The organism is Streptomyces sp. ADI95-17, assembly GCF_003846175.1.
Lineage (GTDB): Bacteria > Actinomycetota > Actinomycetes > Streptomycetales > Streptomycetaceae > Streptomyces > Streptomyces sanglieri.
In genome coordinates, this window is sequence record NZ_ML123047.1 from 395,224 (window position 1) to 418,886 (window position 23,663).

A 23,663-nucleotide genomic window follows, 5' to 3' on the forward strand; every position below is an offset into this window, starting at 1 on the left:
GTCGCGCAGTGACCATCCACACTCGCGGGTACCACCCAGGCAGCGAAGGGACGCAGCGTGCCGGAGAAGCGACAACGACCGCCCACCGTGAGGCTCCGCCGCCTGGCCGCCGAACTGCGCCGGCTCCGAGCCGCAGCAGACCTGACGCGCGAAGACGTGGCCAAGGCGACAGGGATCAACGAGGCGACCCTCTACCGCGTCGAGAAGGCGCGCGCCCGACCGCAGAAGCGGACTCTGGTCGCCCTTCTGGATCTGTATGCGGCGAACGAAGCGCAACGCGCCGATCTTCTGGCAGTCCAGAACGGCTCCAACGACCAGGGCTGGCTACGTCCGTACCACTCGGAGTTGCCCGAGGAGTACACCGCCTATATCGGCTTCGAAAGCGAAGCTCGCACCATCCGCAACTACGAGTCCCTCTTCATCCCTGGACTCGCCCAGACGGAGTCCTACGCCCGCGCGGTCGTCAGGGGCGTGTTGCCGACCGCCAGCAGGAAGGAGGTGGAACAACGTGTACAGGCTCGTGTGGAGCGGCAAGCACTGCTCACCAAGGAGGACCCGCTCCAGCTCTGGGCCATCGTGGACGAAGCCGCGGTGCGACGCCTCGTCGGCGGACGCGAGGTGATGCGAACACAGGCCAGGCACCTGCTCCAGATGGCAGAAGAGCCCAACGTCACGATCCAGGTGATCCCGTTCGAGAAGGGCGCCCACGCGGGTATGACGGGCAACTTCGTCCACATGGATTTCCCGGATCCCGTAGACCCGGAGCTGGTCTACGTGGACACACCGGCCGGAGATCTCTTCCTGGAGTCCGAAGCGGAAATGCGACGCTACAAGTCGATGTTCGAACATCTTCAAGCAGTAGCCCTGGGGCCGAACGACAGTGCTGGCCTGCTGGCTAGAGTGGCAGAAGCGAGAGATTGAGAGCAGGTGTTGAGAGTGCAGCACGATCCCACGCAGCTCATATGGCGAAAGAGCAGCTACAGCAGCGGCAACGGACAGTGCCTTGAGGTCTGCGACGGTATCCAGGAGGTCACGCCCGTGCGGGACAGCAAGAGCGATCGCGGCCCCTTGCTCGTTTTCCGCGACCGCAGCTGGTCAGCGTTCCTGACTGCGGTGAAGGCCAACTCCTTCTACCGCAGCGCCTGACGTCCGGAACGCGCTCTTGACGCCGCCCTCCGCGTATCTACGCTCGTGGAACCAATCGGAACCCGTGAGAAGGCGGCGACGATCACGGCACTACGGTTCATCGCGAAAGACCCCAACACCAACGGAGCTCAGTGCCCCACCGCGTGGGTCGACGACGAAGCGGAAGAGATCGTCATCCAGGGCTGGAACGCCGGGCAGGCGCTGTTGGACCAGTGCCGTGAAGCCGGGCCCATCCCGGCCACGGAAGCAGTGGTGCGTGTACCGATCCGCATGGTGCCCGCACTGAGGAAGGCATGTGATGTCGCAGACCAACTTGGCGTTCGCTGACCTGCTGGCCAACACACGCCATTCGGCCGTGCACCTCGAACTGCGCGATTCGTACGGGATCGGGGAGGAGGAGGCCGAGTTCGACAAGTGACGCAACGGTTGGCGCCCCGAACCCGAGCCGGCCACGTGGTGGAACGAATTCCATACATGGGTGAGCGACGCGACAGCGCGGGGGGTCTCGTTTCGTCGCGCCCGCGTGGTCTCCGAGCCCGCGAGCGCCTACATCAGGTACGAACACGCCTGCACCTATCAGAACGTTGCTGCTGGCGAGTTGGTCCGGTGGTTGCCTCGCCGCAAGGCTTCGGACCTCGCCTTGCCAGGCAATGACTTCTGGCTTTTCGATGAGCGCCTGATCATGTGGAATCACTTCACGGGCGAAGGAGCCTCAGCGGGCCCGGAGATGGACGAACGGGAGGACGTGGCGAAGTTCTGCGCGGCGGCGTTCGACGCTGTCTGGGAACGCGCCACGCCCCATGAGGAGTACGGGATCTGACAAGACCGCACCCAGGCAGGCCCGCGTCCCCCTCATCGATCGGAAAGCCCGAAAAGTCGTAGCGGACCGGCTTCGGGAGATCAGGAAGGACACGGGCCTCCCGCGTCGCCGGACCTCTCGGTCCACGAGCAGCTCCTGGTTGCACGCAACAGCGATTCAGAGTGACCAGGCACGGGCAATCCTGCGCAATCGTCCAGCACCCCGCAGCGATCCCAAGCATGCTGAAGGCCCCATCGGTTGCACTTCAGGGAGAGACGTCATGGCCCGACAGCTCCGCATGCTCGGCACAACGTCCGAGGAAGGAAAGTGCCCCACGCTGTACGAAGACATGCAGACCGGCGACATCATCGTTCAGGGCTACACCGTCGACGACCCCGAGGACGTTGCCCAGCTCGCCAATATTCTTGACGGGGAGTCGTTCGTCGTTGTCCCACGCGACCTGCTCACCCGCTTCGGCCCCAAGGAGTAGAACCCAGTGACGCTGTTCATCGACGACGAGACGTTCGGCGACTACTTCACCGGCTTCGAGCACACGGCGTGGCGGTTGGAAACCCGTCGAGGCTATGACTCCGACCGGACTTCGGAGAGGTACCAGCAGTTCCTGTCCGGCGAGGAACTGCTGGACAGCACGAACAGCCCATGGTGCGCGAACATCCGCCTCCAGACCGAGCAGGGCAAGCGGATCGAGCGCGTACGCATCGTCGACTCTCCGCCGACCGAGGATCAGTTGTTCCTTCTGGCCAGTGCGGCACGGAACAACGCTGCGGGAGAGGACATTCGCAACCTGTGGCGTGCGGATGCCAGCGAACTGGACCTCCCTGACGTGGACTTCTGGCTGTTCGACTCACGCCGCGCCCTGGTCCTGCACTTCGACGAGCAGGACAGGCTGCTCGGAACCGAGCTGGTCGAGGACCCGGCACGCATCCTCGCGTTCTGCCAGGTGCGAGACGCGGCCTGGCATCGCGCGATCCCGCGCACGGAATTCGTGACACAGGTAGCTTCAACTGTGTGAGCACCGATTTTCAACAGGCCCGCGAGACCCTCGGTGCGGGGCTTCGTGAGCTGCGCACCGAGGCAGGGCTGAACGGCAAGGAGTTCGCCGAGGCACTTGGCTGGCAGCGGTCCAAGGTGTCACGGCTGGAGAACGGGAAACAGACTGCCACCACCACCGATCTGGAGGCGTGGGCTCGTGCGGCAGGGGCCCACGAGGCTTCAGGGGAACTCAGGGGACGGTTGCGCGGTCTGGAGACCACGTACCGCAGTTGGAGACGGCAGCTTGCCGGCGGTCACCGTGCACTCCAGGAAGCCAACGCCGTTCAAGAAATGGAAGCGGAGACCGTCCATCTCTTCGAGTCGGGAATCATTCCTGGGATCTTCCAGACCCCCGACTACGCGCGTGGCGTACTGACGGATGTGTCCAACCGAATTGGCTCACCGAGCGACGTCGAAGAAGGCGTGCGCGCCCGCATGAAGCGCCAGGAGGCGCTCTACCAGCCGGGCCATCACTTCCACGCTCTTATATGGGAAGGCGCCCTGCACGTCGTGCGCTGCTCGCCGGAGAGCATGATTGCGCAACTTGGCCGGTTGGCCGGCCTTATCGGCATGGACACGGTCACCATCGGCATCGTGCCGCTTGGTGTACGCACCCCGTTCTCACCCAAACACGGCTTCTGGATCATCGACGAGCGCCTAGTCATCGCCGATACCTGGAATGCCGAAGTGTGGCTCGACTCCTCCGAGGAGATCGCGTTCTACGTGAAGCTCTGGGACCAGATTCGGAACTCTGCCGTGTTCGGCCACCAAGCGCACCGCCTCATTGGACGTGCACGCGCCCACCTCAGCCCCACGTAGGCAACAAACCCCAACCGTCATGACACCTTGCGCAATCTGCCGCAACTGGCCCACAACTCCACATTCAGCCTCCGTACGGTGCTGGTCATGGCCCCTCGCACACGCAATCCGGGCTCGGACTGGCTGGCTTCCTGCGCCTCCGACCCCGTACAGGTACACCGCACGTGGGCAACCGACGGTCTCGCCCTCATTCGCGCCGAGCGACGCTGGGTCGCTGTCGAAGCAGACCTGATGCGCTCCGTCCACGCGTTGCAGCACATCGCCCCCGACCGGCTCGGCCCCCTCCTCGTCCGTCCCGGCGAGGACCTCGCGTGGTGGCTGGCACCACCGCACGCGGAAGCCCTCCTCGCGGGCATCCCCGGGCTGCGCGTCCGCCCCGAAGGCCAGCCACTGCGATGCCCACCGGCCGAGCGGTACATCGATGGGCTTGGCTGGCTGGAGAAGCCCGACGGTGCGGGGCGGCTGACCGATCCCGCCGAGCTCGGCGCTGCCTTCGGTGTCCGAGCAGCGTGTTCGCGCCTGCCCGCAGGGGCTTTCGGATGACAGATCTCCAAAGCTCCGGCGAATTGCCGCCCGTAGCCACACTCTCCCGGGAACAGCGGCGCGGCGTGCACTGCGTTTGGTGCTCAGCAGCTCTGTCGGTGCGCACCGCCGTGAACTTGGGCGCACGCGAGATCGCCGTCTTCGGCACCACCGTCCAGTGGTTTCCCCGTTGCTGCATCAGCTGCCGCGACAGCCACCCGGAGTGAATTCCTTCCAGGAATCCGTCCTCGCAGGCAGCCCCCGCGCCGCCAGCAGGAACGGCCGAGGTCCCGCCCCCGGGAATGTCCGGCAAGACCGTCCGGGGGCGGGCTGCAAGTGCACGGCAGGGCAGGGAATCCGCCCTGTCCTGGTGACTTGAGGAGGCGACAGCGTTGACCTTCAGAGAAGCACTGACGCGCCAGGCAACCGTATGGGCGGGGACAACGGGGGCCACGGGGCGGACGACACCGACATCGAGGACGGCGACGGCAACGGGGGGAGCGGCTCTCCGGGCCACTGATCACCGGCAACCGTCGGTCACCGCCCCGAGAACAGTGGGAGCAGGTCCCCGGTTCCGGCCGGGGCCTCACCCGCTCGAAAGAGACTCCGCGCATGAATCTCCTGGTCGTCGACTGGGATTTCTTCTTTCCCACCCCGGCCTCGGGTGGCCCTCGGGGCCCGCACGATGAACTTTTCAACTGGCTGGTGGCCGAGGACGAGTTCCACACGGAGACCGTCTGGGAGGCCAGGCTCCGGGACTTCCGGTCTGCGGGAATCGATCTGCCGCAGGTGGAGGGATGGCAGGGCTTCTGGGATCGCTTCACCTTCGCTCCCGGCACGTCCCTCACGTACGCCGACAGCAACGCATGGGCCGCCCACCTCTGGCCGTCCGACCTCGGTGCACAAGCTTCTGCCTGGCATGCGGTCCACCTGTACGACGCCCACCACGATGCCGGGTACCGGACGAACCACGACAGCTTCGACGCCTGGAAGGAATCCGGCGACGGCATCCGGTGCGAGAACTGGATGCTCGCTCATGCGTGGGCGGGCTCCGATCTCCATGTCCACTTCCCGCCCTGGCGCGAGTCACTGGCCCGGCCACCGGAGACCCCGCTCGTTCCGGTGACGATGGCCATCGACGACGGCACGCCCCCGGCCGTGGCGTTCGATCTCGTCTTCGTCTGCCGGTCCGGGGCGTGGGTGCCACCTTGGGCGGACGGGGCGTTCAGCGAATTCCTGCGGAGCGCCCCGATGCCGCGAACGGTCTTCCACCGGAACCGCTGGGTTCATCCACGCCCTGACCCGGCCCGTATGGCGGACATGAAGGCCGCGCTGTACCGCAAGGTCGAGGAGATCACCGGCGACAGCTGACAGAGGCGATACGCCCTCCGGCGGCATCTCGGCAACGCCGGCTCGTCCTCGGTACGCGAGCCGGCGCTGCGGCGGCGGTGTCAGGGCCTGCCGGAAGAGGCGCCTCGCCGCGTGACGGCCATGAGCGGCGGTTCAGTCACCGGGCAGCGGGCGGACGGTGAGGGTCTGTTCGGCATGGCCGACGGGTCCTCGGAGGTCGTGCAGGACGCTGCTGGTGAGTCCCTGTCCCGACGGGCCGAAAGTGGTGGTGGTGTCCAGTCCGGTCCACGGTCCTTCCGGCTGCCTGTGCAGATGGATCGTCAGGTCCAGGTTCGGGAACATCCACGCGGTGGGATCCTGCTGGACGGCGATGCCGTTCGCGATGTCCACCAGCGCGATGTACGAGGCGAGGGAGCCGATCGGCTCGCCGGCGACCAGGTCGACGGGCGAGGACGCCCAGGCCGCCGTGCGTCCCTTGCGGAGCGGAGGCGTTCGACGGACGTCGATGGACGAGACGAAGCCTCCGTCCCACCTCTCGCTCATTGCCCAGGGAGTGAGTTCCTCGGGGGCGGGGAGCCGCTCGTGGGGGCTGTCGGCGACGGCGGAGGTGTCCAGGGACGCCAGCAGCCAGGCACGGGCGCGGACGACCGGGCGGCCGCCGATGGTCACGGTCGCTTCGAGGAGTTCGATGGTCCGGCCGGGACGAACGGTCTCGACGGTGATCTCGCACTCGTCGAGGGCGATGCGGCCGAGGATGTCGTAGCTGATCCTGGCGATCACGAGATTCCCCGGCCGCGTCGCGAGGTGCCGTTCGAGGGTGTGCGCGACGAGCCCGGCCAGCGGGCTGAAGTGCTGTTCGTCGGTGCTCCACGCGCCCCCGGCGTGAGCCGTTGGTTTGTAGGAGTGTTCGCCCGTCCGCTCGTAGTAGCTCTCGCGCTCGGCGACGCCTGTGGTCACGGGATCCGTCTCCTTGAACAGGGCAGGTGATGCACGGGACAGCTGCATCTACCACGCATCGTAGGGAGCGCAGCCCTCGCCGGGCACCGTGATCTCACGCACAGGCGGTAGGGCAGGACGACGGATTGTCCGCGTGCAGCACAGCGTGGACGAGCGGATCGGCTGAAGTACGTCGAGGGGATCTGGGGACCCTGTTCCCGGCCGACTACGTCGCCTCCATGGAGGTGTGATCACAGGGCGTACGGATCGCTGATGGTGTGCCGCCGGTGCGCCGTGGCCAGTACCCGTTCCGGGAACCGCGGTCCGGCCACGTAGTGGCGGCCTTTTGTCCGGCCCACGGCCGTCAGCAGCTGCGCCTTGGTGAGTGCCTGCAGATCGCGCGTGGCCTGCTGTGTGTTGATCGACTCTGCCTTCTCGTAGCGGCTGCGCCGCACCCGGCCGACCATGGCCACCTCGTGCAGCGCGGTGACCTGCCGCTCCGTGACTCCGTGTGTGCCTGCCTCCTCCATCAGTTGCACCCAGCAGTCGTTGGAACGGTCGACACGGCGTTGCACGCGCTGGGTCTGCTGGTGGTAGGCGAGCAGGTTGAATCTGATCCAGGGCATGGTGTGGCGCTCCGGCGACCAGACCGGTCCTCCGACCTCTCGCAGCACCTTGTAGTACTCCCAGGTGTTACCCGGCATACCCAGCCATTCCTCGATCGAGGAGAACTCGGGGGCGAGCACACCACCGCGTGCGATGAGAAGGGTCTGCAGCGAGCGGGACATACGGCCGTTGCCGTCGGACCATGGGTGGATCTTCACCAGGTTCAGATGGGCCATGGCAGCGCGGAGCAGCACATGACTGTCCAGGTCGCCTTCGTTGAGCCAGTCCACGAGCTCGCTCATGAGCCCGGGAACCCGATCCTGCTCAGGGCCCTCGTAATCGGTGGCGAGCTCGTCTCCCGGCGCGGTGATGCGGATCGAGGTCCTGCGCCACTGCCCGGCGAGCTTGCGGGGGTGGTGATGCCCCTGGAGCATCCAGTGCAGGCTGTTGAGAAGTTCCTTGCTGTATCGGAAGTCGGTCACATCGTGCAGTGACTGGATATACGTCATGGCCTGTTGGTAGGCCAGCGTCTCCGCCTTGTTCTCGTCACTGGCCTCGACCTCGCGCTCGCCATCCATCAGGTCGGCGACGTCCACGGCATCGACGCGGTAGCCCTCGATCGTGTTGGACGCCGCGATGGCACTGGCCGTCAGGGCCTTGCGCAGATCGAGAGTCCACTTCATCGGAGCCTGCTGCACCGCGTTCCGCAGCTGTTCGCGCAGGGCGTTGATCTGCTCCAGGACCCGAAGGTCGGACGAATCCAGGCGCGGCATCTCATACAGCATGGCGCAATGATACCCAGTGACTATCGTTCCATCGAGCTGCACCCTCGCCGCGCTGTCAGGAATTGCTCCACCCGCGTCGGCACAGGACAAGCCGGTATCCGTCCGGGTCCTCCACGGTGACGCCCCACTCGTTCCAGTACGGGTTCGGCGACTCGACCCGCTTGCCGCCGTGTTCCTCCAGACGGTCCACCGTCTCCGCCGGCACGGGCCCGTCCAGGTAGAGGACGAGCAGGTCCTCCTCGGTGGGGTGGGGTTCGCCGCCGTGGACGAGTTCCAGGTGCCAGGGGGCGTCCGGGTGCCCCACCATCAGGAGGTCATGGGTGCCGGGCGCCCGTTCCGCCCCGGCGCGCCACAGCACGTCCAGGCCGAGGCCGTGCACCCAGAAGCGTTCGGCGGCTGCCAGGTCGCGGGACGGCCGGGCGATGCGGATATGGGTCTGTCCGGTGAACGGCACGGCGGGGCTCCTGCCTGGCGGCGGGCACGCCCGCTGCGCGCCCGGGCCCCGCAGCGTAGGCGTGCGGGGTGCCGGCCCGCATCGGTCCCGGGACGGGCCGCGTCTCCGTCGCCCGGCCTACGCGGGCGTCCCCGGCCGGGGCGAACAGGGCGTGCCGGACGCCGTCCGCCGCGAGCACCGCGTCCGGGCGTTCCTGTGCGGTGCCGCCCGTGTCCCCGCCCCGCTCACTTCACTTCTTGGCGTGCTCGCCGACGTAGAACAGGATCCAGATGAAGCCCGCGAAGAGGTGCGTGGCGAAGACGTAGACGAATACGCGCAGCGCGACGCCGCGCTCCTTCCAGCGCTCGCTCTCGCTTCCCTCGCTCACAGTCCTGCCTCCGTCGGGCGCGGGCCGTGTCCGGTCCCGCGGGTCCCGTCCAGGGTACGCACCGCCCGGGAGCGGCCCCGTGGAATAGGCCGGGGTGGTGCTCCGTTGTAGGGTGTGTTCAAATAGTTCAACGTTCAACAAAACTAGGTTTCTGGAGGCGGGCGCCATGCAGTTCGGGATCTTCACCGTCGGGGATGTCACCACCGACCCGACGACCGGCCGGACGCCGAGCGAGCACGAGCGGATCAAGGCCACCATCGCCATCGCGCAGAAGGCGGAGGAGGTCGGCCTGGACGTCTTCGCCACCGGTGAGCACCACAACCCGCCGTTCGTGCCCTCCTCGCCGACGACCACGCTCGGCTACATCGCCGCCCGCACCGAGAACCTGATCCTGTCCACGTCCACCACACTGATCACCACCAACGACCCGGTGAAGATCGCCGAGGACTACGCGACGCTCCAGCACCTCGCGGACGGCCGCGTCGACCTGATGATGGGCCGCGGCAACACCGGTCCGGTCTACCCCTGGTTCGGCAAGGACATCCGGCAGGGCATCCCGCTCGCCATCGAGAACTACGCCCTGCTGCACAAGCTGTGGCGCGAGGACGTCGTCGACTGGGAGGGCAAGTTCCGTACGCCGCTGCAGTCCTTCACCGCGACCCCGCGCCCGCTGGACGGCGTTCCGCCGTTCGTCTGGCACGGCTCGATCCGCTCGCCGGAGATCGCCGAGCAGGCCGCGTACTACGGCGACGGCTTCTTCCACAACAACATCTTCTGGCCCATCGAGCACACCAAGAAGATGGTGAACCTGTACCGGCAGCGGTACGCGCACTACGGGCACGGCACCGCCGAACAGGCCATCGTCGGCCTCGGCGGCCAGGTGTTCATGCGGAAGAACTCGCAGGACGCGGTACGGGAGTTCCGCCCGTACTTCGACAACGCGCCGGTCTACGGGCACGGGCCCTCGATGGAGGACTTCACCCAGCAGACCCCGCTGACCGTCGGCTCCCCGCAGGAGGTCATCGAGCGGACCCTGTCCTTCCGGGACGCCGTCGGTGACTACCAGCGCCAGCTGTTCCTGATGGACCACGCGGGACTGCCGCTGAAGACGGTCCTGGAGCAGCTCGACATCCTCGGCGAGGAGGTCGTCCCGGTGCTGCGCAAGGAGTTCGCCGCGCTGCGCCCGGCCGGGGTCCCGGACTCCGCGCCCGTCCACCCGGCCGTCGCCGCCCGCACCACCACTGCCACCACTGCCGCCACTGCCGCCACTGCCGCCACGAAGGAGGCCTGACCAACGTGTCCACCACGTCCGGTGTTTTCGCGACCGAACCGCTGCGCATCGTCGCCGTGTCGGCCGGGCTGAGCAGCCCGTCCTCGACCCGGCTGCTGGCCGAGCGGCTGGCCGGCGCCGCCCGCGAGCGGCTGCTGGCCGAGCAGGACCGCGCGGTCGAGGTCCGGGTGATCGAACTGCGCGACCTGGCCGTCGACATCGCCAACCACCTGGTCACCGGGTTCCCGCCGGCCGCCCTGGACGGGGCGATCAAGGAGGTGACGGAGGCGGACGGCCTGATCGCCGTCTCACCCGTGTTCACCGCCTCGTACAGCGGGCTGTTCAAGTCGTTCTTCGACCTGATCGACAACACCGCGCTGACCGGCAAGCCCGTCGTCATAGCGGCGACCGGCGGCACCGCCCGCCACTCACTGGTCCTGGAGCACGCGATGCGCCCGCTCTTCGCCTATCTGCGGGCCACCGTCGTACCGACGTCCGTGTACGCGGCCTCGGAGGACTGGGGCTCGTCCGGCGACGAGTACACCGACGGGCTGCCGTCCCGCATCCGGCGGGCGGGCGGCGAGCTCGCGGCCATGGTCACGGGCGGCCGTGCGACGTCCGGGGCGCGGCGGACCCTCGGGCTGGACGACGAGGTGGTGCCGTTCGAGCAGCAGCTCGCCGATCTCCGCCTGGACTGAGGACCTGCCGTTCGAAGCCTTGTCCGGTTTGATTAGGGTTGGAGAGAAAGATGCGCCGTGCGGGGTTTTCAGCACGTACGGCGCCTCTGCGCACTGAGCCGAACCGAGCTGGAGGCAGAGATGGGCAGGATCGTGGTGGGCGTGGACGGCTCCGAGTCGTCGGTCAAGGCGCTGCACTGGGCCGTACGCCAGGCGGAGCTGACCGGTGACACGGTGGAGGCGGTCAACAGCTGGGAGTACCCCGCGACGAGCTGGGCGTCGATGATGCCCGGCATGCCGGAGGACTTCGACCCGCAGGCCCTGGCGACCGTGGCCCTCACCGAGACGCTGGAGGAGGCCCTGGGCGCCGAGGGCGCCGCGGCGGTCAGCAAGATCGTGGTGATCGGCAACCCGGCCCAGTCCCTGCTGGACCGCGCCAAGGGGGCGAACCTGCTCGTGGTGGGGGCGCGCGGCTACAGCGGCTTCAAGGCGACCCTGCTCGGCTCGGTCAGCCTCCACGTCACCCAGCACGCACCGTGCCCGGTGACGGTCGTACGCGACGCGTGATCGACCGGGCATGAGACGAGGGCGGGCCCGCACGACCTGTGCGGGCCCGCTCCCGCGTCACGGGCCCGGGCGGACCGGGGGCCGGGGACGGCGCGGCAGCAGCGGCCAGGTGGCGGAGAGCTTCATCGCCGCCTCGGTCACCGCGGGATCACTCGATCGCTCCATCGCCCCCTCCAGAAAGGCATGGGCCGCCGCCTCGTACAGATTGTCCGTGGCCCGGACCCGGGCGTCCACGGCCTCCCGGCGCTGGGCCGAACGTTCCTGTGCCGTCCGGGTGAGTGAGCGGGCCCGGTCGCCGGCGACACGGGCCTCCTCCCGCTGCCGGAACCTGTTGGCCCGGCGTTCCAGCGCCGCACGGTACGCGTCCACGTAGGGGTGCTCCCTGAGCAGCCCCAGCAGGAAGCCGATGCCGCCGGACAGGAAGAGCAGGGCCACGAACATCCAGGTGACGGTCTCCTGGGTCAGATGGAGGTTGTCCGCCAGCGTCCGCTGTACGTCGAGGCTCTCCGCACCGTTGAAATCACGGACACTCTGCGAGCCGTCGACGGCATCGGGGTGCTGGAGCACCAGCCTGGCCCGCAGATCGCCCAGGGCCCAGCTGGAGAATCCCCAGACCCCCATGAGGGCCAGCGCCGGAAGGACGGCGGCCTTGATGGATCCGGTCGCCGCGCGGCTGCGCACGGTCCGCCCCGCGAGGTGCGGCAGGAGCACCATCAGCACGGCGGTGGAGATCGCCAGGGTGCCGGACAGAACGTCGCTGCCCTTGCTGCCCTTGCCGTGGAAGGGCTGGAAGGCGATCCAGTAGATCGGGACCTCGACCGCCGCGATGGCCAGGAGCATGGCCCAGGTCAGCCACGCGGGCATGCCCGGACGTTCGGGCATGCCCTCCCAGCCCGGGTCGGGAGGCGGGACCAGGCCGCCCAGGGGCTGCGGCTCCGGCTCCTCCCCCGGAGCGGAGCCCCGGCCGGCGGGCGGCCGGTCGGTGTCCGGCTCCCCGGTGGGGTCGATCGACTGCCAGTCGTCGTCGGCCGGGCCGCCGTCCGGGCCGTCGCCCGGCACCGTCGCGGGCCCGCGCCGCCCGTCGGGGTCCTGGCCGGCCCGGCCCCCTGGCGGTGCCCCGTCCGGGCGGGAGAGCGCACCACTGTCCCCACCGGCCTCCGCGTCGGGGAACCTGGCCTGGATCCAGCGGAGTTCGACCCGCTCCCGGACACTGTCCCGGAACCTTTCCCACCGCACCGCCCGGGCCGCGAGCCGGTTCAACTGGCGCCAGGACGACCGGACCTGGCCGTCGGCCTCCCGCAACAGCTCGTCCCGCAGCCGGCTCTCCACCTCGGCCGCCTCCACGTCCGACCTGGCGCGATCGTCCCGCAGCAGCTCCGCCTCCTCCACGTCCGCCGCCTGCTCCCACAGCTGCTCCTGCAACATGTCGCGTACGGAGGCGAGTTCGGCGAAATAGGGCACCCGGCCGCTGCTGCCGAGCACCCAGGGGTCGAGCGCGCCCGACCGGGCGGCCCTGCCGCGCACGGCGAACCGCCCGCGGCCCACGACCGCCCCGGCACCACGCTTGCGGGCACCCTCGATCAGACGGCGCTGCTGCCGGTCCGTCAGTACCAGCGGGCGGCGCCGGGGCCCCGCCTCCGGTTCCGCCGCCCGGCGGTCCGCGTCCCGGCGTCCGGTCCCGGCACGCAGCGGCCCCGGAGCCCTGAGCCGCCGGCGGCGCGGCTCCCCGGGGTCACTTCCGGTAGTCGTCGTGGACATGCGCCTTCGCCCTCCCGGTCAGGATCTCGGACCAGAACGCGTCGAACGGCCGGTACTCGCTCGGCTTCGCGTCGTGGCTCATGCCGTAGCCGACGGGGTAGACGTCCATCCCGGCGATTCCCGGTACACCCCGGTCGCCGAGCAGGGTGTCGACGGCCCGCTCCCGGCTCTCCTCCGTCGCGATCTCGCGCACCCTGAGCGTGAACTCCTTGTCGGCCTGCTCGAAGTCGCTCACCACCAGCAGGCTCGGCGTCCCCTTGCCGGACGGCACGGCGTCACCGATTCGCGCCAGGGCCCCGATCACGTCCGAACCCCCTTGCGTGCGGGCGCACTTCAGCATGGCGAGCGCGCCCTGGGCCGCCCGGAGCCGCGCCGACCTGCGCATGCTGTCGCGGTCGGACATCTCGTCCCCCGGCGGGTTGAGATCGACGTCCCCGACCCGGCAGGAGGAGGTCTGCGAAGAGCGGGTGACCGGGGCGAACGACAGCGTGCCGCAGTGCCGTTCGGTCAGGAAGGGGACGAGTGTGGCCTTGAGCTTGGCCTCGGCGTCGAAGCCCCGGCCGCCGGCCGCTCCGGAACCCGAACCGTCGACGACCAGCCCGCACGGCGTGCGGAGATCGTCGGCCTCGGCGGACGAGGAACAGCCGGCGACGGCCGCGAGCGACGCGGCGAGCGCCAGGGCCGGGACGGCGCGCAGGAAGCGGCGGTACCGGCGCGGCAGACCGGTCACGGGCGGACGGCCGGGCGGGTGGGGAACGTTCATGGCTTTCTCCGTGTTCGTACGAAGGTTCACGGTCTGCTGTACGTCGCCGGTGGTGACCGGCCGCGCGGATGCGAGGGCCGATCCGGTGGTGACCGGCCGCGCGGATGCGAGGGGCAGGGTCGGGCGGGTCATTCGTGCCGGTACGACGGCCGGGGTCGGGCGGGTCATCCGTGCCCCCACCCCGGGCCCGTCGCCGCCCCGCGCGGTGTACCGGGGGCCTCGCCCCGCACGGGCTGCTCGTCGAGGATGGCCAGCGCGCGGGTCACCGGGTGATCGGTCCGGCCCCGGACCGGGGCGGGCCACAGCCCGCCGTCCACCCGGAGCCAGTCGTCGGTGTGCTGCCAGGACTCGTCGAGAGCGATGTGGCCGGGCAGCCGGTGCGGGTGATCCATCGGGAACGGCTCCTGCGGCAGCGGCCGAAGGCTCGTCAGGACGGCCGCCCAGTAGTGGGCGAGCCGCTGGTTCGCCTCATGGGTCAGGACGGCGGCCCGGCCCCGGCACACCCCCGCCGCGGCCCGCCACACACCGATGAGTTCGCCGTACCGGGCGAGGGCGGCCGGCGCGGGGGCCTGCCGCACTTCGTACTGGGTGACCACCCGCACGGACTCGGCGTGGATCCGCGCGCACAGCTCGCGCTCGTCGTGCAGCAGCCGCGAGCGCAACTGGTCGGCCCCGCGCGACGCACTCGCCCGTATCCCCAGCACATGGGGCGTCAGCAGTTCCGGATACGGATCGGCGGCGTCCCGCAGCAGGGCGTCCGGGTGGGTGGGCGAAACGAGCCGGGCCCGCAGGCCGGGCGCGTCCTTCCGTCCCTGGTACCTGTCGTGGAATGCGGTGATCCGGCCGCGCCAGGCATAGCGGGCCGAACTACTGAAACGATTCGTGTCGATTCTCATGGCGGAATCCCCTTCCCCCGTGCAGCCGCCTTCCGGCAACCGCCATTTCTCCGTTCGAGCGCGCTCCGGCGGCCCCTTTCGCACGGCGCGGGTTCGGTCCTCCGCACCCACCGCACCCGCTCCTGGCACGTTCGCCGGAAGGGCCCCGAAGTCGAATCGGGGAACGGAGCGTAGCCGACCGGACAGGGGAAATCCCCGCCCTTTCGACCGCGCATTCAGCGCTTCGGGCATTTCCCGGAACACATCCGGAATCGGCCCGGGAAGCAACCGGAACCCACCCGGAAACGCCCGGAAATCCACCGGAAGAAATGTGCCGCGGCCCGGCCCCTGCCTCGATACTCGAATTCGAGGACGTCTCCGGCGCCCGCTCGGCGCCGCCGCAGCGGACGGCCCGGCAGGAAGCAGGAAGCAGGAAGGGGGAGGGCGGATGCGGATCAGGGTCAGCGGGACGCACTTCCCGCTGGACACGCTGGGGCCGGGCCGGCGGCTGGGCATCTGGCTCCAGGGCTGTCCACTGGCGTGCCCCGGTTGCATGTCACGGCACACCTGGGACGCCGAGTCCGGTGAATCCATGGACGTGGAGGCGCTGTTGGAGCTGTGGCGGTCCGCGCTCGACCGCGGTGCGGCGGGCATGACGGTGAGCGGTGGCGAACCGCTCGCCCAGCCCGCGGCCCTGGCGGAGCTGCTCCGGGGCGCCGCCCGGCTGCGTACCGCGTGGACCCGCCCCGGTACGACCGACGACGGGCTCCCCGCCGACCTGCTGGTCTACACCGGCTACGAGGAGTCCGAGCTGGACACCTCCCGGCGTACCGCCCTGGCGTCCGCGGACGCGGTGGTGACCGGACGCTTCCGGGTCGCCGAACCGACCGGGCTGGTGTGGCGCGGCTCGGCGAACCAGCGGCTGACGCCGCGCACCGGCCTCGGCCGGGTCCGGTACGCGCCGCATCTGGACCGGGAGGCGGACGGACCGGCGGTACAGATCGTCGTGGAGTCGGCCCAGGCGTCCGACGGACCGGCCGGACCCCTCTCGGTACGGCTCCTCGGCGTACCGCGCAGAGGCGAACTCCTGTATTTCGAAAGGTGGTTGAGAGAGCGTGGGCTACGACTCAGGGAGCGGAGCTGGCGGCCGTGAGCAGTTTCGCCAGCTCGGGGCGCTGGGCCACCAGGTGCACCGTCCAGGACGGATCGCGGCTCAGCTCCTCGTGGACGGCCCAGCACAGCCAGCGCGCCGCCTTCTCCGGGGGCAGTCCGTGCCCCGCGCCGAGCAGCGGGAAGCAGAGCGAGGAGAGCGGCGGGTCGTACCTGTCGCGTTCCGCGCGGGCCAGTCGGAAGCTGGCCGAGACCGCCTCCGCGAGGACGTGCGGATCGACCCGATAGCCGTGTCCGTCGCTCGTGGGGGAAGCGACGGCCGCGTGGTGGATGCGGCGCACACCGCGCTGTGCGAGGGCTCCCGGCGAGGTCGGGACCACGGTGCCGGGGCGCACCGGGAGCCCGGACCGGCCGTGTGCCCGCATCCACTCGACCAGTTCACGGGCGAGGACGTCGTCGACCGTCTCACCGGCCTCGTCACGTATCGCGGCCGCTCTGCGCAGCGATCCGGACACGGTGGAGCGGAACGTCTTGGACATCTCCAGGTAGATGTTCTCCGAGGACACCAGGATGTCGATGTCCCGCAGCAGTTCGATCGACGCGACGTGCACGGTGACACGGTGCACGGCGGCGGCCGGCAGCGGTGGTCCGGTCAGCCGGGTCGGCGGGTCGGGCACCGGGTCCGGTGTCCGTACGGACGGGGCCGCCTCTTCCGGTCCCCCGGCCGGGACCGGCGCGGGCGGTCCGGTGATGGCCGACCGGGCCACCGTCAGTACCGCGAGCGCCAGTTCCGCGATGACCTCCTGCTCCTGGCTCTTGCGGAAGCGCTCGGACGTGACGCCGTAGACGGCCGCCGCGGCCTTGCGGCGTTCCTGGCCCGAAACACCGCGCCAGTCCGGCAGCAGCCCGAAGGTGTGGGCCGCCGCCCTGGCGAGGGGGTCGCCCCGGGTGCCGTCGGCGGAGAGGGTACGGCCGCCGAGATGCCGTACCCCGGCCTTCAGCAGCATCTCCACTCCGGCGGCCTCGTCGCCGGAACCCCCGCACAGGCCTGCGGCGACCGCCACTCTTATCAGGGCCTCGGGCCGCAGGGTGCGCAGGCCGGACAGACCCGGTCGGCGCAGGGCCCGCAGCTCCGCGGCCAGCCGTTCGGCACCGGGCAGCGGCAGGAGCGCCCGGCCTCCGGCACGGGGCGGCTCGCCGAGAGGCCCCGCCGTGCCGGAAGTGGGCGGTGTCTCCGGGGACATGGGCCCGAGGGGCTCTGGAGCGGACGAGGAGGGATGGGTCTCCTGGCTCATGGCCGACACGATATGCCCGCCCGTCCGCGCATGGGAGTGCGTCGCCACAACCTTGTCCGGCCGGGCGGCACGGCCACCGTCGCCGCCCGGCCCGGCCCCGTCACCGGAGGGGATGCCGCATGACTGTTCCGCCGCCCACGGAAGTGGAGGCCGACGAGGCCGGGACCGGCCACCGTGATCCGCGCGACGCGGAGACCCGCAGGGGGCTGGACCGGGTGCCGGCCGCGCTGGACGGACGCTTCGACCTCACCCAGGTGCTGAGCAGCGTCCAACGGCCCTCCCAGGCCGTGGTGTTGCGGGTCAAGGACCGGGAAGCCCGGCACGCGTCCGCCGACGTCCCCCTCGTACTGAAGTGGTACCACCACCGGTTCGGCCCCGACCCCGGCGTCCGCCGCATCCTCGCCGAAGGGCCGGGCGGACCGGGCGGACCGGTCGCCGGGCTGCTGGAGAGCGGCACCGCCGACGGCCACCCCTACGACCTGACCCTCTCGTACGGCGAGACCGACCTCGCCCGCTACCGGGCCGACCGTCCCGGGCCGCTGCCGCCCGCCCTGGTCCGGGCCGTCGTGGAACAGCTCCACGCGGCGCTGGTCGCGGTGCACGCGCGGGACATCGTGCACCGCGACGTGACACCCGACAACATCATGGTGCGGATCCAGAACGAGGACCGTCCCGAACTGGTGCTGATCGACTTCGGCGCCGCGGTGCACGAGCCGCAGCACGACCGGCCGCACCGGCGCGACTGGGTGGGCAAACCGCTCTACCTGGCGCCGGAGGCGGCCCCGCACCGGCAGGCGGTGACCCCCGCCGTCGACTGGTGGTCGCTCGGCATGGTCGTCGCCGAACTGGCCGGCGGCAGCCACCCGATCGACTTCCGCGGCGACGAGGAGGTGCTGACCGAGGTCGCCACCCACGACCCCGAACTCCCCCTGGTCACCGACCCCCGACTGCTGACGCTCTGTCAGGGACTGCTCACCCGCGCCCCCGAGCACCGCTGGGGCGGCGAGCAGGTGGCGGCCTGGCTGCGGGGGGAGACCCCGCCGGTCGCGCCCCGCACCTCCGGCGCCGCACTGCGCGACCTCCCGCCCCGGCGCACACTGCTCCCCTTCCCCTTCATGGGCCGGGAGGTCACCGGCGCCGAGGAGCTGGCCCGCCTCCTGGACGTCAACCGCCGGGCCACCGCACGGCTGCTGGCCCGCCGGAGCGGACGGGCCGAACTGGTGGAGTGGCTGGGCCAGTTCGTCGACTCTCCGGGCCGCGGCTCCGAGGAGAACGAGCAGCTCGTCGCCCTGCGCACGGAACTCGCCGAACCACCGGACACCCGGACCGTCACACGGCTGATCAACTGGCTGGGCCCCCGGCTGGAGGTGTCCCACCACGGGGTACCCCTCGACACCCTGGGCATCCGGCAGCTGGCCGAGGCGGTCGCGGACGGCGACACCGAGGCCCGCGCGGTGCTGGCCGATCTCCTCCGGCACGAGCTGCTGCCCCTGCTCGCCGAACGTCCGGGCGGCGCGGGACTCGACGAGGTCCACCGGCGGTGGCAGGAGCACCGGGCCGCCTGGCGGCCGACGACGGACGAGATCCTGTCGCGCGGCGGCCCCCGCGACCGCGGCTCCGCACGTGCCCGGCTGCGCCGCACCGACACCGTCGACGCGATGCTGCTGCGCCTCGCCCACGAACCGGGGCGGTTCACGGCGGAACTGACAAGGGGGGCCGGCACGGTGCGGGCCGGCCTGGCCGCGCCCGTCGACTGGTACACCCGGCTCGTCGCCGATCCTGACGACACCCTGCGGCTGATCGCCGCCCGGCTGCTGGCCGGCGTCGCCACCGACGAGGCCAGGGCACGCCACACGGAGCGGGCCGAGGCGGAGGCCGCCCGGCTGCTGGCCGCCGACCGGGACGCCACCCTTGTCTGGCTGCGCCGGCTGGAGCGCCCGGCGATGCTGGGCTGGGCGCTGCTCGGCGCCACACTGGCCACCGTGCCGTGGGGGTTCGTGATCGGCCTCGCCGATGTCCTCGGGCGCGCATCCCAGCAGGCGGTGGTACTCGCCTGGGCGCAGGCCCTGCCCGCCGCCGCCGCGGTGTTCGCCCTGGAGCTGTCCGCCGCCGCGTTCATCGGCCCGCCCCACTACCACCCCCGGCGGTCGCTCGCCGGGCGGCTGATCGCCACGTCGGAACGCCCCGCCCGGTTCGCCCGGTCCCGCGGCCTGCGCACCCTGCTGCCGTCGGCCGCGCTGCTGGCCGGGGTGGTGGCCCTGGGGATCTACGCGGTCACCGTCGCCCCCTGGGTCTGGCCGATCGGCACCGTCGTGGCACTCGCCGTCTGGACGGTGCACCGCGCGGTCTCCTGGCGTCTGGAGCTGAGCCGGCTGCGCGCCCGGCGGGCCGCGGACCGCACCGGCCGCCCGCGGAACACCGTGCCCGCGGGCCCGGCACCCCTGTACCGGACGCACCGTCCGCCGCCACGTGGAGGAGACCGATGAGCGTAGGAACCGCCCTGCCCGCGATCGGCGAGGTGCTCCCCGCGGTCGACTACGCGCCGGCCGCCCAGCCGGTCGGCGATCTCGTCTCGCACGCCCAGACCTTCGCGCACCCCGATGTCGCCCATGTGCCGGGGGTCGCGGACGCGGTCCACCAGGCCGCCGGGCACATGACCGACGCGGCGGCCCAGGGTCTGCACGAGCTCCTCGCCCCGGCGGCCGTCGCCCTGGGAGCGCTCAGCGGAGCGCTGCTGGCCGGACGGGCCGCCCTCGTCACCACCCAGGTGCTCGCGGCGGCGGCCGTACGGGCCGCCGAGGAACAGGCGTGTCTCGAACGCCGGCAGGAGGCGTCCGCCACCGCGGCCCGGCAGTGGGAGGCCGCCGCCTTCGCCGCCACCCGGGCGAACGCACGGCGGGCGGCGCTGCTCGCACGGGTACGGCGGGCCGCCCGGACGGCCCCGCCCGGCACTCCACCGCCGCCGGTTCCCGGCCTCCCCGGGCCCCTCGCCCCGGTGGGCATGCCACTGGCCCGGCTGCGTGAGCGGCTGGCCGTGCTGGACGAGCGGATGCGTCACGCCGAGGCCGCGCACGCCGAATGGGTCCTGCGGGAGAACCGGAACGCCTTCACCGGTCCGCAGGACGACGCCTGGCAGCGTGAACTGCGGGCCCGGCGCGCCTCGGTGCTGCACGAGCACCGGTCACGGCCGGACGCCGCGCGGGACGCGGACCCCTCCGTGGCACGCCGGGCGGACGAGGCCCTGCCGCAGCCGCCCGCCGCCGAGGAACTGCGGCACGAGGACGCCGTACGGATCGGGGCCGAGCTGCTCGCCCGGCTCGACGTGGCCGCCACGGCCGAGGACGCCGAACCGGCCGCGGCCGCGGTGCGGCACGCGCTCGCCGCCGCCGCGACCCGCCCGCTCAAGGCCCGTACCCACCTGCGCGAGGCACGCCGCTTCGTCGCCGCCACCAACCGTGCCGTCCGGGCCCGCCGGGCCGCCGAGGAACGGGCCGCCGCACAACTCGACTTCCTGGAGACCACGGCCCCGCAGGGCACGGACCCGCTGCCGCCGGTCCCCGCCGAGACCGCGCTGCTGCGCCGGGTGCTCGACGAGGGCCGCCGGCTGGAACCCCACGAGCAGCGGCAGGTGGACGACCGGGTGTCGGAGCGGCTGGCGGAGCTGGAGCGCCGGTACGTCGAACGGATGCTGCGGCTCGCGATCTCCGGCACGGACCGCTTCGACGGCCGCACGGCCGACTCGTCGCACCCGCACGGCCGGCTCGTCCGTTTCGACTGGACGCCACCGGGCTGGGGCGCCGAGCACTGGCTGCGCATCGCCCTGGACGGCGAGCACGCGCGGGTGGCCACCATGCGCCGCGAGGCGCCCGGTGCGCGTGACGCCGCCGCGCTCGCCCTGGACGACGAACGGTGCCACGAGGCCGACGGCCACCTGGAACAGCTGCGGGGCATCGCACAACGGCTCGGCGTCGAGCTGGACTTCGCCTTCGAGGAGAGCGGCACCGTACCCGGAACCCGGGGCGAGGAGGGCGTACTCGTCCTCGACGAGGACACCGCGGGCGCACGGCGGCCGGAACCGTCCGGGAAGGCGCGCGAGGAGCACCGGCGCCGGAGCGACGACCGGCCCGGTCACCGCACGGTGCGGACCGACGGCCGCTGACCCGGGCCGGCGCCCCGCCGCGGGCAACGTGAACACGATCGAGGATGCGGAGGAAGCGCGTGGACACCCACGGCACCGAGGACACCCGGCTCCACGAGGACCGTACGCACCGCCCGGACCACGGCGACCGGTTCGCCAAGGTCCGGGACGACACGGACCGGCCCGGGCCGGACCGTGCGGTGCCGCTGTTCGTCGAGGAGCTGACGGGCACGCTGGGCGTGCACTCCCAGTACGTCCTGCACGGCAACATCCAGGACCTCCACCTGGTGCGTCACCGGTCCCGGGACGCCCACCACCCGTTGGTGGAGGTGATCTGGAACGCCCTGCGCGGGCTGGGGTACCAGGCGCTGATCCGCTACGACCAGATCCGGGGCTTCCGCGTCGTCACGGGCCCCGAACAACCGGCGGTCGAGGAACTGCTGCACGCCACCCGGCGGTCCGGCGGCCGGGACCAGCACCGCGCGCCGGTCCTCATGGAGACCGAGCCGCTGCTCCACGGCATCGTCACGGGCTGGGCCGAGTACCGGCGCGCCGGCCACGGCAACGGCAGGCCGCTGGAGCCGCTCCGGGTCGCCCTGCTCGTCGAGCACGCCGCCCGGCTCACCACCGATGTCACCCGGCTCACCGATTCCGAACGCGACTTCTTCGTGGCCTGCCTCAAGCTCGCCGAGCTGGCCGCGCCGGTCCCGCTGCCGCCGGGTGTGCTGTCGCGCTCCGCGAGCCGCGGCGCCGCGCCGCTGTTCAACCCGGTCATCTGGCTCACCGAGGGCGAACGGGACCTGCCGAACTGGCTGGTCTCCGGGAGCGAACGCATCCGCACCATCGCGGTGCCCGACCCGGACGCCGACGAGCGCCGGCGGATGGCCGCGCTCCTGCGGCACGAGCACACCGGACCGGACGACGACGGTCACCGCACCGCCCGCGAGGCGGCGGGCAAGGACCCGGTGGACGCCTTCGCACGGGCGTCCACCGGGCTGCCGCTGCGGGCCATGCGGCAGTCCCTCGACCTGGCCCTCTCCCGGGGCATTCCGTTCTCCGCCATGCCCGACGCGGTGCGGATGTACCGGCTGGGGGTGGAGAAGAACCCGTGGCGTCGCGACGAGATCCGGCAGCGGATCATCGCGGGCGAGCGCACCGTTCCGGAGCGGGTGATCGGGCAGGAGGCAGCCGTCTCCATGACGCTGGACATCCTCAAACGGGCCGCGATGGGGCTCTCGGGCTCCCAGGCCACCAACCCGGGCCACCGGCCGCGCGGCGTGCTGTTCTTCGCGGGCCCCACCGGCACGGGCAAGACCGAGCTGGCGAAAGCCGTCGCCTCGGTGCTGTTCGACAGCGACCAGGCGTACCTGCGGTTCGACATGAGCGAGTTCTCCTCCTCGCACTCGGCGGACCGCCTGGTGGGAGCCCCGCCCGGGTACGTGGGGTACGAGGCGGGCGGAGAGCTGACGACCGCGGTGCGGGGCAATCCGTTCCGGGTGATCCTGTTCGACGAGATCGAGAAGGCCGACAAGGGAGTGCTCGACAAGTTCCTCCAGGTGCTGGAGGACGGCAGGCTCACCGACGGGCAGGGCGTCACCACGTACTTCAGCGAGTGCGTGCTGATCTTCACCTCCAATCTGGGGGTGCAGCGCACCGACCCGCAGACCGAGGAACGGGAGTGGATCGTCCGTCCGGGAACCCCGTACCGGGAACTGGCCCGGACCGTGCGGCTGAACGTGAAGCGTCACTTCGAGCACGTCATCGGCCGGCCCGAGCTGATGAACCGGCTCGGCGGCAATGTGGTGGTCTTCGACTTCATCTCCCGCGAGGTGGCCGAACGGATCATGAAGCTCCAGATCGACAACATCCGGCGCCAGCTGCTGGCCGAACACAGCATCGCCCTCGAACTCTCCCCGCACGCCCGGGCCCAGCTGACCGAGTACTGCACCCACGACCAGTGGAACGGCGGCCGGGGCATCGGCATGACGCTGGAGACGCACCTGATCAACCCGCTGGCCCGCGCCCTGTTCGCCGACCCGGCGATCGGCGCGGGCTGGACCGTGTCGGTGCGGGAGGTCCACGAGCGCGACGACGGCCGGGTGGAGATCCGCATCGACGCGTCCCCCGGCTTCGTGCCGGGTCAGCGATGACCGCACCGGTCCGGGGCACCGGCGGGGACCGGGACGACGGGTACGACGGGTACGACGACGACTGGGAACCCGTCCTGGACGAGGAGGTGCGCGGACCGCTCCCGCCGCCCCCGGACACCGCCGCCGGGGTGCGCTGCCCCGGCTGTGCGGCTCTCGTGCCGCCCGGTACGCCGCGCTGTCCACGCTGCCTGGCCCGGATCGGCGGCGGGGGCGGGGGCGGGGG

Annotated in this window: 23 protein-coding genes and 2 pseudogenes; 17 read left to right on the forward strand and 8 right to left on the reverse strand. The window is 71.2% G+C overall.

Going from position 1 to position 23,663, the window contains the following annotated elements; genetic code table 11:
• Positions 1 to 57: 57 nt before the first annotated feature.
• From EES42_RS20765 to EES42_RS20810, 9 genes and pseudogenes are all read left to right on the forward strand, one after another.
• Positions 58 to 921 carry a helix-turn-helix domain-containing protein gene (locus tag EES42_RS20765; RefSeq protein WP_206433525.1) on the forward strand — a complete coding sequence of 288 codons (864 nt, stop codon included), beginning with the start codon at positions 58 to 60 and terminating at the stop codon, positions 919 to 921.
• A gap of 15 nt (positions 922 to 936) precedes the next feature.
• Positions 937 to 1,146: a DUF397 domain-containing protein gene (locus EES42_RS20770; protein ID WP_124719746.1), complete on the forward strand. Its 210-nt coding sequence runs from the start codon at positions 937 to 939 to the stop codon at positions 1,144 to 1,146.
• Positions 1,147 to 1,191: 45 nt separating this feature from the next.
• Entirely contained in the window at positions 1,192 to 1,473 is a 282-nt protein-coding gene (locus tag EES42_RS20775; protein ID WP_164495277.1) for a hypothetical protein, read from the forward strand.
• Positions 1,445 to 1,966, forward strand: a pseudogene (locus EES42_RS20780) (DUF6879 family protein). The gene EES42_RS20775 and the pseudogene EES42_RS20780 overlap by 29 nt, the downstream one beginning before the upstream one ends.
• Before the next feature lie 259 nt (positions 1,967 to 2,225).
• Positions 2,226 to 2,435, forward strand: a complete 210-nt coding sequence (locus EES42_RS20785; RefSeq protein WP_124719747.1) for a hypothetical protein — start codon at positions 2,226 to 2,228, stop codon at positions 2,433 to 2,435.
• Positions 2,436 to 2,441: 6 nt separating this feature from the next.
• Positions 2,442 to 2,978, forward strand: coding sequence for a DUF6879 family protein (locus EES42_RS20790; protein ID WP_124719748.1), 537 nt, complete (start codon positions 2,442 to 2,444; stop codon positions 2,976 to 2,978).
• Complete coding sequence (locus EES42_RS20795) at positions 2,975 to 3,817, forward strand: helix-turn-helix domain-containing protein (protein ID WP_124719749.1); 843 nt, start codon at positions 2,975 to 2,977, stop codon at positions 3,815 to 3,817. Before EES42_RS20790 ends, EES42_RS20795 begins: the two co-directional genes overlap by 4 nt.
• An 87-nt stretch (positions 3,818 to 3,904) precedes the next feature.
• A complete protein-coding gene (locus EES42_RS20800) occupies positions 3,905 to 4,360 on the forward strand; it encodes a hypothetical protein (protein ID WP_124719750.1) in 456 nt (151 codons plus the stop codon).
• A gap of 591 nt (positions 4,361 to 4,951) precedes the next feature.
• Positions 4,952 to 5,710, forward strand: coding sequence for a hypothetical protein (locus tag EES42_RS20810; protein WP_124719752.1), 759 nt, complete (start codon positions 4,952 to 4,954; stop codon positions 5,708 to 5,710).
• Between the two features lie 132 nt (positions 5,711 to 5,842).
• Here EES42_RS20810 and EES42_RS20815 read toward each other — a convergent pair whose 3' ends face one another.
• The 4 genes from EES42_RS20815 to EES42_RS44785 form a co-directional block, all read right to left on the reverse strand.
• Positions 5,843 to 6,646 carry a thioesterase family protein gene (locus EES42_RS20815; protein ID WP_241196489.1) on the reverse strand — a complete coding sequence of 268 codons (804 nt, stop codon included), beginning with the start codon at positions 6,644 to 6,646 and terminating at the stop codon, positions 5,843 to 5,845.
• Positions 6,647 to 6,876: 230 nt separating this feature from the next.
• On the reverse strand, positions 6,877 to 8,016 hold the full coding sequence (locus EES42_RS20820; RefSeq protein WP_124719754.1) for a Fic family protein: 1,140 nt from the start codon (positions 8,014 to 8,016) through the stop codon (positions 6,877 to 6,879).
• Positions 8,017 to 8,071: 55 nt separating this feature from the next.
• Positions 8,072 to 8,470: a VOC family protein gene (locus EES42_RS20825; protein WP_124719755.1), complete on the reverse strand. Its 399-nt coding sequence runs from the start codon at positions 8,468 to 8,470 to the stop codon at positions 8,072 to 8,074.
• A gap of 229 nt (positions 8,471 to 8,699) precedes the next feature.
• Positions 8,700 to 8,837 carry a DUF6126 family protein gene (locus EES42_RS44785; RefSeq protein WP_164495278.1) on the reverse strand — a complete coding sequence of 46 codons (138 nt, stop codon included), beginning with the start codon at positions 8,835 to 8,837 and terminating at the stop codon, positions 8,700 to 8,702.
• A 166-nt stretch (positions 8,838 to 9,003) separates the two neighbouring features.
• Between EES42_RS44785 and EES42_RS20835 the strand changes: the two genes are divergently transcribed.
• From EES42_RS20835 to EES42_RS20845, 3 genes are all read left to right on the forward strand, one after another.
• Positions 9,004 to 10,128 carry an LLM class flavin-dependent oxidoreductase gene (locus EES42_RS20835; RefSeq protein ID WP_124719757.1) on the forward strand — a complete coding sequence of 375 codons (1,125 nt, stop codon included), beginning with the start codon at positions 9,004 to 9,006 and terminating at the stop codon, positions 10,126 to 10,128.
• A 5-nt stretch (positions 10,129 to 10,133) separates the two neighbouring features.
• The gene (locus EES42_RS20840) at positions 10,134 to 10,805 is read left to right on the forward strand and encodes an FMN reductase (RefSeq protein ID WP_124719758.1); all 672 of its coding nucleotides are present in this window, start codon (positions 10,134 to 10,136) and stop codon (positions 10,803 to 10,805) included.
• Between the two features lie 120 nt (positions 10,806 to 10,925).
• Positions 10,926 to 11,351 (forward strand): universal stress protein, encoded by a 426-nt coding sequence (locus EES42_RS20845; protein ID WP_124719759.1) that lies wholly within the window; start codon positions 10,926 to 10,928, stop codon positions 11,349 to 11,351.
• A 57-nt stretch (positions 11,352 to 11,408) separates the two neighbouring features.
• Here EES42_RS20845 and EES42_RS20850 read toward each other — a convergent pair whose 3' ends face one another.
• From EES42_RS20850 to EES42_RS20860, 3 genes are all read right to left on the reverse strand, one after another.
• Positions 11,409 to 13,109 (reverse strand): proline-rich domain-containing protein, encoded by a 1,701-nt coding sequence (locus EES42_RS20850; RefSeq protein WP_124719760.1) that lies wholly within the window; start codon positions 13,107 to 13,109, stop codon positions 11,409 to 11,411.
• On the reverse strand, positions 13,084 to 13,872 hold the full coding sequence (locus EES42_RS20855) for a hypothetical protein (RefSeq protein ID WP_164495279.1): 789 nt from the start codon (positions 13,870 to 13,872) through the stop codon (positions 13,084 to 13,086). Before EES42_RS20855 ends, EES42_RS20850 begins: the two co-directional genes overlap by 26 nt.
• 164 nt (positions 13,873 to 14,036) lie before the next feature.
• Positions 14,037 to 14,768 (reverse strand): hypothetical protein, encoded by a 732-nt coding sequence (locus tag EES42_RS20860; RefSeq protein ID WP_124719762.1) that lies wholly within the window; start codon positions 14,766 to 14,768, stop codon positions 14,037 to 14,039.
• Between the two features lie 427 nt (positions 14,769 to 15,195).
• Here EES42_RS20860 and EES42_RS20865 point away from each other — a divergent pair, with 427 nt between their 5' ends.
• The gene (locus tag EES42_RS20865; protein ID WP_124719763.1) at positions 15,196 to 15,900 is read left to right on the forward strand and encodes a 4Fe-4S single cluster domain-containing protein; all 705 of its coding nucleotides are present in this window, start codon (positions 15,196 to 15,198) and stop codon (positions 15,898 to 15,900) included.
• Here the strand turns inward: EES42_RS20865 and EES42_RS20870 are convergent.
• On the reverse strand, positions 15,875 to 17,152 hold the full coding sequence (locus EES42_RS20870) for a macro domain-containing protein (protein WP_241196490.1): 1,278 nt from the start codon (positions 17,150 to 17,152) through the stop codon (positions 15,875 to 15,877). The genes EES42_RS20865 and EES42_RS20870 overlap by 26 nt on opposite strands.
• Before the next feature lie 119 nt (positions 17,153 to 17,271).
• Between EES42_RS20870 and EES42_RS20875 the strand changes: the two genes are divergently transcribed.
• The 4 genes and pseudogenes from EES42_RS20875 to EES42_RS44790 all read left to right on the forward strand — a co-directional run.
• On the forward strand, positions 17,272 to 19,638 hold the full coding sequence (locus EES42_RS20875; RefSeq protein ID WP_124719764.1) for a protein kinase domain-containing protein: 2,367 nt from the start codon (positions 17,272 to 17,274) through the stop codon (positions 19,636 to 19,638).
• On the forward strand, positions 19,635 to 21,311 hold the full coding sequence (locus tag EES42_RS20880; protein WP_124719765.1) for a hypothetical protein: 1,677 nt from the start codon (positions 19,635 to 19,637) through the stop codon (positions 21,309 to 21,311). Before EES42_RS20875 ends, EES42_RS20880 begins: the two co-directional genes overlap by 4 nt.
• A gap of 59 nt (positions 21,312 to 21,370) precedes the next feature.
• Positions 21,371 to 23,440, forward strand: a complete 2,070-nt coding sequence (locus tag EES42_RS20885; protein ID WP_241196491.1) for an AAA family ATPase — start codon at positions 21,371 to 21,373, stop codon at positions 23,438 to 23,440.
• Positions 23,437 to 23,663: pseudogene (locus EES42_RS44790) on the forward strand (hypothetical protein); the annotation flags it as partial. The gene EES42_RS20885 and the pseudogene EES42_RS44790, both read left to right, overlap by 4 nt.

Bases quoted from the DNA above. Each gene is read 5' to 3' on its own strand.
- EES42_RS20855 (WP_164495279.1), bottom strand. From the start codon at position 13,872: ATGAACGTTCCCCACCCGCCCGGCCGTCCGCCCGTGACCGGTCTGCCG.
- EES42_RS20870 (WP_241196490.1), bottom strand. From the start codon at position 17,152: ATGAGCCAGGAGACCCATCCCTCCTCGTCCGCTCCAGAGCCCCTCGGG.
- EES42_RS20835 (WP_124719757.1), top strand. From the start codon at position 9,004: ATGCAGTTCGGGATCTTCACCGTCGGGGATGTCACCACCGACCCGACG.
- EES42_RS20800 (WP_124719750.1), top strand. From the start codon at position 3,905: ATGGCCCCTCGCACACGCAATCCGGGCTCGGACTGGCTGGCTTCCTGC.
- EES42_RS20880 (WP_124719765.1), top strand. From the start codon at position 19,635: ATGAGCGTAGGAACCGCCCTGCCCGCGATCGGCGAGGTGCTCCCCGCG.
- EES42_RS20810 (WP_124719752.1), top strand. From the start codon at position 4,952: ATGAATCTCCTGGTCGTCGACTGGGATTTCTTCTTTCCCACCCCGGCC.
- EES42_RS20875 (WP_124719764.1), top strand. From the start codon at position 17,272: ATGACTGTTCCGCCGCCCACGGAAGTGGAGGCCGACGAGGCCGGGACC.
- EES42_RS20860 (WP_124719762.1), bottom strand. From the start codon at position 14,768: ATGAGAATCGACACGAATCGTTTCAGTAGTTCGGCCCGCTATGCCTGG.
- EES42_RS20845 (WP_124719759.1), top strand. From the start codon at position 10,926: ATGGGCAGGATCGTGGTGGGCGTGGACGGCTCCGAGTCGTCGGTCAAG.
- EES42_RS20865 (WP_124719763.1), top strand. From the start codon at position 15,196: ATGCGGATCAGGGTCAGCGGGACGCACTTCCCGCTGGACACGCTGGGG.
- EES42_RS20850 (WP_124719760.1), bottom strand. From the start codon at position 13,109: ATGTCCACGACGACTACCGGAAGTGACCCCGGGGAGCCGCGCCGCCGG.
- EES42_RS20820 (WP_124719754.1), bottom strand. From the start codon at position 8,016: ATGCTGTATGAGATGCCGCGCCTGGATTCGTCCGACCTTCGGGTCCTG.
- EES42_RS20785 (WP_124719747.1), top strand. From the start codon at position 2,226: ATGGCCCGACAGCTCCGCATGCTCGGCACAACGTCCGAGGAAGGAAAG.